9 protein-coding genes and 1 pseudogene are annotated in these 14,479 nt (G+C 46.6%); 4 read left to right on the top strand and 6 right to left on the bottom strand.

The features are described from left to right. Positions 1-23: 23 nt before the first annotated feature. On the bottom strand, positions 24-254 hold the full coding sequence (locus tag ACFQY8_RS02630) for an RNA polymerase sigma factor (protein ID WP_377938442.1): 231 nt from the start codon (positions 252-254) through the stop codon (positions 24-26). Positions 255-731: 477 nt separating this feature from the next. On the opposite strand from ACFQY8_RS02630, the gene ACFQY8_RS02625 reads away from it, so the two are divergent. Further along, the gene (locus tag ACFQY8_RS02625; RefSeq protein ID WP_377938336.1) at positions 732-1,952 is read left to right on the top strand and encodes a hypothetical protein; all 1,221 of its coding nucleotides are present in this window, start codon (positions 732-734) and stop codon (positions 1,950-1,952) included. Between the two features lie 607 nt (positions 1,953-2,559). Here the strand turns inward: ACFQY8_RS02625 and ACFQY8_RS02620 are convergent. The 5 genes and pseudogenes from ACFQY8_RS02620 to ACFQY8_RS02600 form a co-directional block, all read right to left on the bottom strand. Beyond that, positions 2,560-4,791, bottom strand: a complete 2,232-nt coding sequence (locus ACFQY8_RS02620) for a glycoside hydrolase domain-containing protein (RefSeq protein ID WP_377938334.1) — start codon at positions 4,789-4,791, stop codon at positions 2,560-2,562. 192 nt (positions 4,792-4,983) lie between these two features. Beyond that, the gene (locus ACFQY8_RS02615; RefSeq protein ID WP_377938332.1) at positions 4,984-6,693 is read right to left on the bottom strand and encodes an ABC1 kinase family protein; all 1,710 of its coding nucleotides are present in this window, start codon (positions 6,691-6,693) and stop codon (positions 4,984-4,986) included. A 251-nt stretch (positions 6,694-6,944) separates the two neighbouring features. After that, positions 6,945-7,134 (bottom strand): annotated as a pseudogene (locus ACFQY8_RS02610) (phasin family protein); the annotation flags it as partial. Positions 7,135-7,325: 191 nt separating this feature from the next. Then, positions 7,326-7,994 carry an HAD family hydrolase gene (locus ACFQY8_RS02605; RefSeq protein ID WP_377938330.1) on the bottom strand — a complete coding sequence of 223 codons (669 nt, stop codon included), beginning with the start codon at positions 7,992-7,994 and terminating at the stop codon, positions 7,326-7,328. 371 nt (positions 7,995-8,365) lie between these two features. After that, positions 8,366-9,397: a zinc-dependent alcohol dehydrogenase family protein gene (locus tag ACFQY8_RS02600; RefSeq protein ID WP_377938328.1), complete on the bottom strand. Its 1,032-nt coding sequence runs from the start codon at positions 9,395-9,397 to the stop codon at positions 8,366-8,368. A gap of 176 nt (positions 9,398-9,573) precedes the next feature. Here ACFQY8_RS02600 and ACFQY8_RS02595 point away from each other — a divergent pair, with 176 nt between their 5' ends. The 3 genes from ACFQY8_RS02595 (at position 9,574) to ACFQY8_RS02585 (ending at position 14,284) form a co-directional block, all read left to right on the top strand. Further along, complete coding sequence (locus ACFQY8_RS02595; protein WP_377938327.1) at positions 9,574-9,879, top strand: DUF2089 family protein; 306 nt, start codon at positions 9,574-9,576, stop codon at positions 9,877-9,879. A gap of 453 nt (positions 9,880-10,332) precedes the next feature. Then, on the top strand, positions 10,333-12,222 hold the full coding sequence (locus tag ACFQY8_RS02590) for an ABC transporter ATP-binding protein (protein WP_377938325.1): 1,890 nt from the start codon (positions 10,333-10,335) through the stop codon (positions 12,220-12,222). Then, complete coding sequence (locus tag ACFQY8_RS02585) at positions 12,215-14,284, top strand: ABC transporter ATP-binding protein (RefSeq protein WP_377938323.1); 2,070 nt, start codon at positions 12,215-12,217, stop codon at positions 14,282-14,284. Before ACFQY8_RS02590 ends, ACFQY8_RS02585 begins: the two co-directional genes overlap by 8 nt. Positions 14,285-14,479: the final 195 nt, after the last annotated feature.

Genomic DNA, 14,479 nt, shown 5'->3' with positions numbered 1-14,479 from the left:
GGACGAGCCTTTTTCCATTGCATTTATCTGACTTTAGAGCCTATGCCTCTTTGGCTTATATACCCCCCAGATTTGGCTATCTTCCTTGCATGAGCAATCGCTCGGTTGTATGCTTTCCGCACGGCTGATTCACTCTTCCCCTCACTCTTTGCTATTTCAGTAAACTTATAGCCTTCCACCGCCACGTGCCACAGAAGTGTACGTTGTCGTTCAGAAAGTTGTAAGAAGATTCGTGCAATTTCATCAGCATTCATTGCATTATATTCAATATCTTCAGCACTAGCGAAATGGCAATCTTCCCAACTAAACGTTGACAGTTGAGTATGCCTGTCACGTCGCGTATTTGCGCGATCATTAGTTTTCCACTCTTTCGCAGGTTCTGGTTTGAAGTACAACACATATAGTGTTGCACTTCAAACCAGAACCTAGGAGGCACATACGCCACACACAATTCTGCTAAAATGCCATCACTCTCTTCGTTTTAGCTTAGCCTTATCGGATTTGATAATCCCGATGAGCTTAAAATTATCACTAACAAAGACTATACGCTGCACAGATTTACGTGGCGTTCTTTTTGGCATGCATTCTATGCATCAGAAAATAATATAAGTACTAGTTCATCTATTCTCCTGCCCTCTCAGTCTACGGCAAAGACAAGCGCTCAAGCGGCATTATCGACTTTGATTACCGTTAATGACTTTTCCCAATTTTCAGGGTATTTACCTTCCAAGATGCGAAAAATACAGGTGAATGCACTTATCGAGTATCTTTCACCTTTATCTAAGCAATATCGTGAACAGATAGAGCATATTGAGCATACTCTTGGAGAACGAGACGACGCAGAAATTCAGCAATCTCTCGATTCCTTAACTACGCAGCTTGAAGATACGAGTCGTTCTATTGAGCTTCTTATTTCTCAAGGTTCACATCTCGCTACAGAACTGCAAGACGTTAGAGAGCAAATTGCTGAAACTGACACCCTTTCAGCAAGGTACCAAGAGCTTGCCTCATCTTATCAAGCGCGAATCGAACGCTACAATTTTGTAGAAAACGGGTATGAGAACGTGGTACAATTCCCTGAGGCGATGCTCTGCCCCATTTGTAATCAGCCAGTTCCGCCTCAGTTACAAGAGCAAATATTTTCTCCTCACAGAGCAGAAAAAGAAAACCTCGAAATACGACTTGCTGATTTACTGCAGACGATTGAAGAGATGAAGGAAGAACGTAATTCTCTTAAAGCTCAAGAAACCCAACCCGAATCCCAGTGTGAAGACATCAATAAGGCCATTGATATCGATTTAAAACCGCAATTAGCTGCTTTACAACGCGATGTTGAAAATTATCGTTCACTCCTTTCTCTGACCGTAGAAAAAGAGCATATGAACAATCTCCTTAATGAGACAAATAAAAAAATAGCCAATCTTAAAAATAGAGAATTTCCAAACATGCAGTTGAACATTTTTGACTACTTCCCTTCAGAGTTTAGCCAAGATTTTGGTGAAAAAATCCTTGATATCTTGGGAGCCTGTGCCTTCCCTCACCTTGCCCAAGCTACATTTGACGAAACAACTTTCGATGCAATCATTAACAATCAGCCTAAGAACAGAGAAGGCAAAGGTTATAGATCCCTCATTAACACAGCGATGTTTCTTGCTTTACGCGAATACCTCGCATCATGCGAAACAGCACACGCACCTAGCATACTTATGATAGATACACCGCTTCTAGGTCTCGATGATCCGCAAGTTCGCAAAGACAGCAAAGAATTTATTGATACTATACCGAACGCACTTTATGAGTATCTCATGATGAACCAAGAGTACGGTCAAGTCATCATCGCGGACAATCAAAAATTCATGCCAGATATCGACATGTTAAGAGGAAAATGCAATCTCATACATTTCAGCAAACAAAACGATAGCGAAGACAGATATGGCTTCTTACACCCGTAAGAAGGAGGATATCACGACGAGCATTTCGCGCTTACTTTACTTTTAATACCCCTAGCTAGCAGGGCATGTAATATCCGTATGAAGACACAACCACCCCGGCAGAGTGTGTGCCATTTCCATAAAAGACTCTACATGATCAAATAGCACTTTCCCATGCACTTTAATTATGATTCGTGCCGAAAGCGTGTTACCAATATCGGGATCTTGAGCACTACCTTGCGCATCCTCTTGTCCAAACCACATTAATCGTATATTCTTATTCGTTATAATAGAGTCGCAAGGAATTCTAAACATATGAGCGATGTCAAAAAACTGTATATCTAAGCTCCCCATGCTCACGTATATATCTTTATTTTTCGTATTTTGAGTCACATAAATACCCTGAAATGGAGAGTGTGCGATAAGTACTAAAGAATTCCCCGGCATTGGACTTTCATATGGTATTTGATATCGACTTACAGGAATGATATACGGCCAGAAAAAAAGGAGGAGGACACACAATGCAGCAAGTATCACCGATATAATTATCGTAGCTTTTTTCTTTGTATGCATTCTATATCCTCTTCCATCACACTAATAAGCAAGCTAAGCAGCCTGAGCTGCTCCTTTAAATCATAATCACCACTCCTAATGTTAGCAATGCTTCTAGAGCCGCTTCCATAACAGCAACGCCTAAGGCAACAGCAGATATTAGTATCGCAATAACTGTCTTCGCGGTATCCATATCTGGTTCCTTAAACATATAGTTTCGTCCCTCAACTGGATGAAGTGTGAGAATGTAACTCACGCTGACACTGACATACTCTTCAAGACCGGAACTTTCAGGAGCAAGATTTCTGGAGCTCACAGTGAAGTCCGCTATGAGCTGCCCGCTATTGTTGACAGCAACTGTGCAATCTACACTTCCTGACTTTACCGAGGTAGCAATTTTTGTCAGTATATCCGTATACTTTCCTTTCGCATCGAATCCTTGTAAATCAAACTTGCCGCTAGCAGAGCTAATTTCGTTTTTCGTACTGGCTGAAAGGGAGCCATAGTTGTTGACTGAGATATGAATCAATGGATTCCTAGCTTGTGCCAAACTTGTTGATTCTGCAATATACAGCTCAACGTCAAGGTCGTAATTCGGCGTGGTAATATGATTGGCTTTAATCCGCTCGTTATAGCTCCAACTAAACTTGATCTGTTTTGAGACACAATTTAGCGGTTCAAGCACATTACGCACATACATATCTTGCGCAATCTGGATGTCCCTCTTCACATTTGCCTTCTCTATATCAGCAGGTGAAATCTGCGTGACGTGGTCGAAAGACTTCACACCCTTATCTCGACCAGAGTAAGCATCTTTGTCTAGTGCAAAGCTCGGAGCAGAAGATATCTCACCCTCATAAAATTGATCGAAAGACCAGTTTTCGGGGATGGCGTATCCGAGATTTCCAGCAAAGCCGCGTGACATATCAGCGACGAATGAGGCAATAGCGTAATCACGTCGCGATACCTCACGGCATACAAGTCGCGGACCATATACTCCTACGCGGTAAGACTTTGTATTAGTCTTCTTATTCGCAAAAGCTATGCACACCTGCTCAAAGTAAGGTACAATCATGTCCTCAATCTGATAACCGTAGGCATCAAAATCTACAGCAAAGTAGATAATCGTATCTTGCGGAAAGCCAAGTCGTTGAGCTGCGTCAATTGCCGTATAGCCATCAACAGCGCCCTGTCGTGGAGAAGCAAAATATTCTGGGTAATATCCACCATCTTGATAGATAGGGAATACCGCTAATCCAGCATTTTGAATATTTTTGACCTCGTCCAGATTCATTGCTTTAGATTTTCGGTTAGACCCTACTCCTACAGTTCCAGTAAGATAACGTCCAACGTGCGTATAACCGCTAGACCGCAAATCCTTGGCTTGTTGTGCGTTAAGTACAGTAGCACAGTCGCATGCTTTCGCTGCGCGGTTGGGGTCTCCACATGATGTAAGCAAACTCATCCATGTTGTCTTATCGACGACACCCGTCACAGGGAGTGCGTAGTCACTTTGGAATTTGCGTACGACGGTAGTGACAGTTCCGCTCCATACTGTAGTAGGAGAGAGATCATAACCATTACATGCTAATGCGGCAGTTGCTAACCACACCCATTGCGCTATAGGCGCGTAGTTAGAAGGTGTAACTGTACGTAAGTGGGATGTAGTCCCTGCGCCAAAGTTCCCCGTGGCGTCATGAGGACTGTATCCTTCAAGGGACTGCAATACTTGAATCAATGCAGTATTCATCTGCCGCCCGTATAATCCATCAGTCGGAATGATTCCGGTGTAATTCCTGTAGCTTTGATTAATTTTCTGCTGAATAGAGCGGACTGATGAGTTTGCGCCTTGATTCTCCAATAGTTTGAACTGATCCATACTAAGCAGAGACATCATGATAGCAAGGGTAACTGTTGAATCCCCTCCGATCCCCATATCTGCTTTCAACTCACGAATGGCACCGCCTGTACCACCGAAGAAATGAGTGGTAATCTCGCCAGAACTAGTGGAATATCCCTTGCACCACAATGCTCCTTGAATAATTCCATAAACATTGTCCGTCATTTTACTTTCAGACGATTGTTCGTGAATTCCGTTCGGCCACTTTTGACGGAATCGGGACTGTGTCCCTTCTCCGAAATTATCCGCAGTAGCGGAAATGCCTAGTTCAATTTGAAGAGCATGAAGCAATGCATAGATAGTATCCCAGCCAGTTTGACCGTTTTCCTTGATTGCTGTGAATCCCTGCTTGCCCTTGTATGTTTCGTTCAGCCACTTTTGAGTAGCAAGAACCATTGTATCTGTCATTATTGCCTCCTGTAGGCTCGAGTATAAGAATTAAGCACCGTGCTCAACTCTGATAAGAGGTGTAAGACTCTGCTTTTATCCGCTTATCTCTTTAAGCCACAGGAGACTTCAAAATCGGACGGTCCTAAGAAGTAATTTTCGAAAAGTTTAAGATACTACTAAAAGTAACATGTAAATATGTAGGGCAGGGGCTTATCTGCTCTTCTTTGATTTTTCAAGCTTACGATTCTTCAGGAAGATGTCGATGACAATCCATACTGAGAGCACAAATGCCACGACGTACCCTAAGAAACCCACGATAGGAATGCCAAAAACTACTGGCTTCATATTTGCGTAGTACACCACGGAAGAGCCGATATACAGCCCCACTACGATGAGAGCCATAGTAAGGCGATCAATCATATAAGAAATTTGGCGCAACGGCTCCTCAGACCCTACCATCTCCACGTTCGCCTTGAGCTGCCCACGAGTGAGCATCTGGGTTAATGCATGTGTATCCGAAAGAGCACCTAGTGCTCCGCGCACTGCTTGGGTAGATAGCCTTGCAAAATCAGTGCCTGTCTGCTTAATGTACTGGCTCGGCGTGCGCGATGAGGCGACGTGTGCAGAAATAATTTCTACCATACTTGCTTGCGGCATGAATTGGTCAATAAGTCCTTCGAGCGTAACGAGGCTGCGCGCGATAGTTGTAATCGTCCCCGGCATTTTCAATCCATGCCGTGAAGCGAGAGAGACGATTGCCATGACAAAGTCCGCGATATCCAGCTCAGAGAGCTCTGCCGAACCGTAATTTTCAATAATCGAGTCAAGCTCTGCCAGCAATTTCGGGTGATTGATGACGGACGGATCAGGGATGTTTGCAAGACGAAGCAGCCCATTCTTCAAATCCATCGAGTCCTTACGCGCCACGGCAAAAATCATTTGCTTGAGGATATGCCGCATACCGCTAGTAAGGCGTCCGGTCATACCCAAATCAAGCAAAACTATCTGACCTTCACGCACAAGAATATTCCCTGGGTGAGGGTCTGCATGAAAGAATCCTTCGTCAAGTACTTGAGCAGCATAATTATCCACGAGTTTTATACCAATTTCCTCAAGGTCATAACCATGCGATTTCAGTTCCTCAACATGTGAGATGGGGATACCGTCCATATAATCCATAACGACTATGTGCTGCGTGCACAAGGACATGTACGGTTTAGGACAGTCCATATACGCATAACCAGCTACAAAATTCTTGAAATCGCGAAGATTCCGCGCTTCTACGAGGAAGTCTGTTTCAGACTGGAATGTCTCCCAAAGCTCGTTGACTACTCCCATAAAATCAACGACCTGTGTACTCTCAGAGGCTACCTTCGTCGCCGCACCTGCGATGGAGCGCACCAGCGAAATATCTTGAGCCATCGTCTCGCGCACCCCAGGTCGCTGCACCTTGATGGCCACGCTTTCTCCCGTGACGAGGGTTGCACGATGCACCTGAGCCAGTGAAGCCGAGCCTAGTGGAGTAGGGTCGATAAAACTAAAAATTTCCTCCAGGGGTTGTGAGTATTCGTTTTTAAGCGCTTCAAGCACCGTCTCATACGGCATAGGATCTACGTCGGCACGCAATTTAGAAAGTTCAGCGCAATATTCCTCTGGAAGAATTTCCGAGCGCATAGACAGAATCTGCCCAACCTTCACAAAGGTCGGACCTAACGCTTCCAAGGCAAGCCGCAAACTTGCCGGAGTCATATGTGACGGTAAGCCATACGCGCGCACGATTCCTATAATCTGTGCTAGGCGCGCAACCTTTCCGCGACGTTTACCTTCATCCACGTGTGCAGCAAAATCTACAGACGCTGCACCGCTATGCGCATCAGTTATACCGTCATCGGTATGCTTACCGTCAGAATGTAAATCCATATCTAAGAGTGACAGCTCTTACTCAGCTTCAGGGGAAGGAGATACGTCGGTAGTCTCATCAGAAACGCTCTGAGGAGCTTCACCACTTTCGCTATCTTTCTCCACCTTTGCATCAAGGTCAGCAGCAAGCTTAGAGACACGCTCTACATACTCTTTACGTTCAGTTTCACTCATGGCAGCCAAACGTGTACGAAGCGCCGTCTCTTGCACACTGTCGAATGCTTCGCGAGCGCCAGAAACAGCGGACTTAGCTGCGTCACCCGCTTTGCGGGTTAGCTCTGTGTTGAGAGCTTTACCTTGGTCCACTGTCAGCTCCCCTTTGCGCACTAAATCTTCTATAAGATCCTTGCCCTTGTCAGCGCCAGTTGCCACTGCGCCTACTCCAGCAAGAAATACCTTGCGCAGACCTTCGCCTAATGAGTCAAAATCAAAATCAGCCATCATTGCCTCCTTCACTGCTCAGCTTACTCCTGAAAGTACGTTCGGACAATTTTAGGCAGCTCAAAACGCTTGACTCACACCGTGCTCTTGATTTTCGTCTGCGAGCGTGAAATCTGTGAATCTACCTGTAAATCTATCTGTAAGCGCGTGCCTGCATGTTTTATAAATGTGCGTTTTTATAGCTTTCGAGTCTACCTAGCATAAAATCGTGCAATGTCGGCGAGCGTGATTCCGCTAAAGTCCTGTACAAACTGATGTGCTAGTCCTTCTTCGCGTGCGTTCACTGAGGAGAAGCCCGTCACTGCTACCCAATGTGCACCGGAATTGCCAGCAGCTGTCAGACCTGGACGTGAATCTTCAAAGATGAGGGCATCTGTGATATCTACACCTGCAATTTCGGCAGCTCTAAGATATGGCTCAGAAGAAGGCTTATGCTTGACTGGATCTTCATTACATAAATATCCAGTAAATATATCTTTGCCAGCTTGCTCTACGACATTTGATGCCATTACTCGGGGAGAACTCGTCACAAGCACCTGAGGAATTCCTGCATCGTGAAGTAAATGAAGCGTGTCTTGTACACCGGGGTTCCATGGAAGTTTGTCTACTTCTTTCTTGTAAACGAAATCCACCATGAATTTAGTGATTTCTTCGGATTTCATATGGTGTAAGCCGTGTTCACGCATATATTCAGCAACGAATGCTAGAGATGTGCCTTGAAGATGCTTCGCGATAGATGGATCAAATTCAATCCCTACCTGTGCCAGTAATGCTGCTTCAGACTGTGCCCAGTAAGGTTCAGAATTGATGAGGGTGCCGTCGAGGTCCCAGAACACGGCAGCTGGAAGTTTTATTTCCATAATTTTCCCATACTCTTCACTGTTTTCGTTTACAATTTACAGACGATCCGCCATTCCTTTGTGCTGTCTCATCTTATCTATCTCATTGTAGAGAGATATATGCCAAACACACGTTACCGCACAACGACAGCAAAACGTATAAACACAGTGTGTGAGTATTTGGTTATTCATGCAGAAAGATTATCAAGTACGCTTTTATTCCGATTGTCCTCCGATCGCTCTTTATAAGGTTGAGGAGTCCATACAGCAATAAAATTGCTGAGACTACGGACACATAGTCTCAGCAATTTGTGTATCTGATTACACGCATCTGATTATCTCGTTATCGTGTCAGCGCATTCGCGTCTGTCACGCAGAGAATATGCGTCCTCCTACCATGGGCGTACACGCACCTTGATAGCTTCACGCTGATCCATCGCACGATATCCTTCAGCAATGTCATCAAGATTTACAGTCTTAGTAAAGACTTTGCCTGGGTGCATCTCACCCTTGTAAATTTTGTCAATAAATTCAGGTAGGTACTTGCGTACAGGAGCAGGACCTCCCATGAGGTGAACCTCGCTAAAGAAGAGCTGACCTCCATCAAGCTGTACACCATGTGAGACACCTACATAGCCCACATAACCGCCAGGACGGCAGCATGCAATTGCCTGCATCATGGATTGCTGTGTGCCTACAGCTTCGACAACGCCGTCAGCACCTACGCCGCCTGTAAGCTCCATAATCTTTGCAACGCCTTCGTCTCCACGCTCTTCAACTATGTCTGTCGCGCCGAATTCCTTAGCCAAAGCCTGACGGTCAGCATGACGACTCATCGCAATGATGCGGGAAGCGCCCAACTGCTGAGCAGCAAGTACGCCGCTCAAGCCCACAGCGCCGTCGCCGACAACGACAATAGTCTTGCCAAGACCAGCTTGAGCCTCGTCTGCTGCAAACCAGCCTGTACCCAATACATCAGAAGCAGCGGTCAAATCGACAAGCTGCTCATCTGTCGGCTTACCGGGAGCTGCCACAAGCGTTCCATCCGCCAGAGGGACACGCAAGTACTGTGCCTGCGCCGTGCCGACAAATCCACCATGCATGCAGCGGCTTGGATATCCTGCCTTGCAGATGTCACACGTCATATCCGAAAGACAGAAGGAACCTACGACATAGTCACCGACTTTAATATCTTTCACATCGGAGCCTACTTCTTCTACGACTCCTACATACTCGTGTCCCATGCGACGCGGCTCAGGGAATTCTCCTTCAAGGCCACGATATGGCCAGAGATCAGACCCGCATACGCATGTGGAGAGCATACGGATAACCGCATCTGTAGGCTGCTCGATAACAGGACGTTCAACTTCTTCTACACGTACGTCGCCAGGACCGTACATTAAGGTTGCTTTCATTGTTGCCATAGTCAAATTTTATGCGCGGTTTTTCGGGGTTTTCGCGCACTTTTCTTTCAGCACAACTCATGCAGGTTCACAATCTGTCCCTCTGCTCGCTTTTCTCAGCGAATGCACCTAGTATTAAGAATACTAGAGGTAATATTTGCGTTGCGTTGTCAGGATTTCAAGGAAGAAGTTGAGCAATGGGTACTTCGCATGATTGGATGGTTCATCTGGCTGAAGATGACAAAACATTCATTAAGAACTTTATGCTGTCGTCCGGCTCCTTGAAAAAGATGAGCGAACTCTACAAGATTTCCTATCCAACACTGCGTACTCGCCTTAACCTCCTCATCGAGAAAATTCACTTGTATGATACTGCTTTTGACGACTCTTACATCGTGCTCATCAAATCTCTCGCTGCTGAGAATAGACTTGATGCGCAGACGATGGAACTGCTTATTGAAGCTTACAACGATTCAAAACCGCCAAATGAATTGCCACGATGACAATGCACTGACATCTGGCAAGTCAGGTGGCTGAAGATTCGCGGGAACTACTTAAGACCGTTTAATCGCTGAATTTCACTGACGCTGCCGCCGGCATAAAAAACGCGGTGCGAGAATCTCAAGAATCATGAGAGTCCCGTGTGAAATACAGCACAAAAAAGCCACCCAAGTGCTACACTTTTAGATAGTTGATTCGTCATATTTTACCCATTGCCTGTGCTTAGCACATGACGATTTTACACACTGTCGTATTGCTGCGAGTCTTATGACTTGTAACTGTCGAGTTTTGAACCGAGCGAAAGAAACTCGATACAGAAATTCGCTGCAAAAGCTCAGCACGTGTGGGCTCATCATGCGGTTGCATGATTATGTTGAGACTGTGTAATGTGTACAGCCGATTGTGCGCCATAAGACATGATGGGTAGAAGGTACAAAATTTGAGGAAGGAGAACTATGGCTGACGTATCTGCACCCGTCGAAGACCGCTCCCGTCTCTCCACACAAGAACGTGCTGCCCTAGACCAAGCAGAGCTTACCATGCAGCAGCTCGAAGAACACAACGGTTATGGAGATGGAGACGGATCTGCCCGCGACTATTTCAAGCTTTTTAACAGTCTTCGTGAGTTCAAGAAACCCGCTATCGCTACACCACTCTTTGTGGCAGGCGAAGCAATTTTTGAAGTACTTATCCCTACACTCATGGCGCAGCTCATCGATCGTGGCTTGACCGCACATAACATGCCTGAAGTGTGGAAGTGGGGTCTCATCCTCCTCGTGGTATCCTTGACCTCGCTCACTTTCGGTATCCTTGCTGGACGCTCAGCAGCCAAGGCAGCGACCGGTTTGTCTCGAAACTTACGTCATGACCTTTTTGAACGTGTCCAAGGGTTTAGTTTCACCAATATCGACCGTTTCTCCTCGGGATCACTGGTCACCCGTCTAACTACAGACGTCACGAACGTACAAAATGCGTTCCAAATGCTTATCCGCGTGGCATTCCGTGCACCGCTTATGGCTATCTTTGCGTGGATTTTCACCTTTACCATCAGCAGATCCATCTCTGTCATCTACTTGATTCTCATACCTATCGTGGCTGGGGGATTAATTTTCATCGGTGCAAGTGTCCATCCTATCTTTGTACGTGTCTTCCGCATTTATGATCGTTTGAACAATAATGTGGAAGAGAATCTGCTTGGTGTGCGCGTAGTGAAGTCTTTCACTCGCGAAGATCACGAAGACACTAAGTTCAAGTTCATTTCTCAAACTATTTACAAGTATTTCGTTAAAGCTGAGCTGCGCTTGACATATAATAATCCGCTTCTCCAGGGATCTATTTACGTAGCTATGCTGATTTTGAGCTGGATGGCAGCACATCAGATTGTTGCTTCTGGAAATAATGCAGCACACGGCTTGACAACGGGGGACTTGACCTCTCTCATCACTTACACGTTGCAGATTTTGATGTCTATGATGATGATTTCTTTCGTCTTCATCATGATTATCATTTCTCGCGCATCAGCAAGCCGTATCGCTGCCGTACTTGATGAAGTATCGACGGTCACTACTCCAGACAACGCTCTTGAGGATGTAGCAGACGGTTCTATCCGTTTCAAGGATGTCTCCTTCCGCTACTCCGAGGGTAGCGAAAAAGAAGTTCTCTCTCACATCGACCTCGATATCCCATCAGGCTCCACCATCGGCATTGTCGGCGGTACAGGTTCTGCGAAATCTTCTCTCGTTCAGCTCATTCCGCGTCTCTACGATGCCACAGAAGGCTCAGTACGCCTCGGTGGTCGCGACGTGCGCAACTATGACCTCGACGTACTGCGCAATGCTGTGGGTATGGTACTGCAAAAGAACGTACTTTTCAGCGGAACCATTGCTGAAAATTTGCGTTGGGGAAACCCCGATGCCACCGATGAAGAAATCGCACATGCAGCACACCTCGCTTGCGCTGACGAATTTATCGAGCAAATGCCTGATAAATATAACTCTCGCGTAGAGCAAGGCGGTTCAAACTTCTCCGGCGGTCAAAAGCAGCGTTTGTGTATCGCCAGAGCACTCCTTAAGAGGCCTAAGGTACTTATCTTGGACGACTCCACATCTGCCGTAGATACCAAGACCGATGCAAGCATTCGCAACGCCTTTGCACAAGAAATTCCAGATACCACGAAAATTATCATCGCTCAGCGAGTCAGCTCGGTGGAGCATGCTGACCAAATCCTCGTGATGAATAACGGAAAAATCATAGATCGCGGCACACACGAGCAGCTTTTGCGTACGTGTGACGAGTACCGCAGCATTGCCGAATCTCAGACAAAGGGAGGTGCCATCGATGAGTAAAGACAAGAAGAATCTCAAGCGTGAGGGCGCTCAGCCAGGCACACTATCTCGCCTTCTCAAACTTATCTTTAAGGGCAACGCCCCAGCACTGACCTTGGTATTTGTGTGCATCATCATCGGCGCTGCCGCGAATGCAAGTATGGCGCTATTCGTTCAAACCTTGATTGATACATATATCTTGCCGCTTGTAGGTACATCCAATCCTGATTTCATGCCACTCCTACGCATGCTCGGCGTCATGGCAGCCATCTATACTGCTGGCATCATCGCAAGTTTGATATATCAGCGCATCTTGGTAGGTATCGAGCAGGGTACTTTGAAGAAGATTCGCGATGACATGTTTGAGCATATGCAGAAGCTCCCTATCCGCTTCTTCGATACACATCAGCACGGCGATATCATGAGTTTCTACACGAATGATACCGATGTCTTGCGCCAGGCGATTTCTCAGTCCATTCCTGCTGTCGTGCAATCTGGTATCACGATGCTTGCCGCGCTCATTGCTATGTTCTATTTGTCTGTACCTATGGCAATTTTCGTCCTCGTCTATGCATGCGGTGTAGTGGCAGTCATTCGCTATCTCGCGACGACTTCAGGACGTTACTTCATCAAGCAGCAGGGCGCGCTCGGTGAGGTCAACGGTTTTATCGAAGAAGCGATTAACGGCCAAAAGGTCATCAAGGTCTTCACCCATGAAGATGCTACGCAAGAGCGGTTTGACGAAAAGAACACTAAACTTTTCGATGCATCCTGGACTGCAAATGCATATGGAAATATCACTATGCCTGTCGTAGGAAACCTCGGCTACTTGCTCTATGTAATTCTCGCGCTCGTGGGGGCATACCTGAGCCTGAGTGGATTCCACAACTTTGGCTTTGCAGGAGCATCGGTTTTGACTATTGGTACTTTGGTATCGTTCCTGACCTTGTCGCGCAATTTCATCAATCCAATTGCTCAAATTTCCAACGAATTTACGCAAATTATGCTTGCACTTGCAGGCGCGTCCCGTATCTTTAGTCTGCTTGACGAACCAGTCGAGGAAGATCACGGTACCGTTACCCTCGTCAACGCCCACATCAAAGCAGACGGCACGATTACCGAGTCTTCCAAGCGTACAGACGAATGGGCGTGGAAGGTTCCAGCGGGTGTGAAAGTGCGTGAGGACGTGGCACATGTCAGTGTCGCTCAAACAGCGCTGGCACCAAAGTCTATCGACCACGTCGTAGATGGCGCTCATGCCTCCGCGCTCACTGAGCTCGTAGGGTCTATCTCCTCCGAGAGCACTACATCACGTAATGCTATGCAGGGTGGTACGAACTATACCCGTCTTCGTGGCGATATCCGCTTTACCAACGTGGACTTCTCCTACAATCCAGACCGTGAAATTTTGCACGACATCACTCTCTACGCCGAACCGGGACAGAAAGTCGCTCTCGTTGGCGCTACCGGCGCGGGCAAGACTACGATTACAAATTTGGTAAACCGCTTCTACGATATCCGCTCCGGCTCCATCCTCTATGATGGCATTGATATCTCTGATATTAACAAGACCGATTTGAGACGAAGCCTTGGTGTCGTGCTCCAAGACGTGAACCTCTTCACAGGAACCGTCATGGACAATATCCGTTACGGTAAATTGGACGCAACTGACGACGAATGTATCGAGGCAGCAAAACTCGCAAATGCTGATGGGTTTATCCGCATGCTTCCACAGGGGTACAACACCATTTTGTCCGGTGACGGAAGTGGGCTGTCCCAAGGTCAACGTCAGCTCATATCCATCGCACGAGCAGCAGTGGCAGACCCTCCAGTGATGATTCTTGACGAGGCAACCTCCTCCATCGATACTCGCACCGAGGAAATCGTGCAGGCAGGTATGGATGCTCTCATGGAGGGGCGTACTGTGTTCGTCATTGCGCATCGCTTGTCTACTGTGCGCAACTCTGACGTGATTATGGTAATGGACCACGGCCGCATCATCGAGCGTGGCACTCACGACCAACTCATCGCTCAGAAAGGTCAATACTACCAGCTATACACTGGCGCGTTTGAACTGGAGTAGCGCGGTTCAACATAGCCAACGTTTCGTAGTATCTTGACTTGAAGCGGAGAAACGAAAGACTGTCCCTTGTGTGAGAACACAAGGGACAGTCTATATGAAGGAGTTCAGGTTAAGTTTTCTACCTTTAGTGTTGTCCGTAGACGTTTTGGTAGCGGTCATTAAGCTTATCAATATCAGACTGCGGAATAGGAATAA

The sequence above is a fragment of the Alloscardovia venturai genome (assembly GCF_042676605.1).
Classification (GTDB): domain Bacteria; phylum Actinomycetota; class Actinomycetes; order Actinomycetales; family Bifidobacteriaceae; genus Alloscardovia; species Alloscardovia venturai.
The sequence above is the reverse complement of the archived record's forward strand: the minus strand, read 5'-3'. Positions and strand labels throughout refer to the sequence as shown.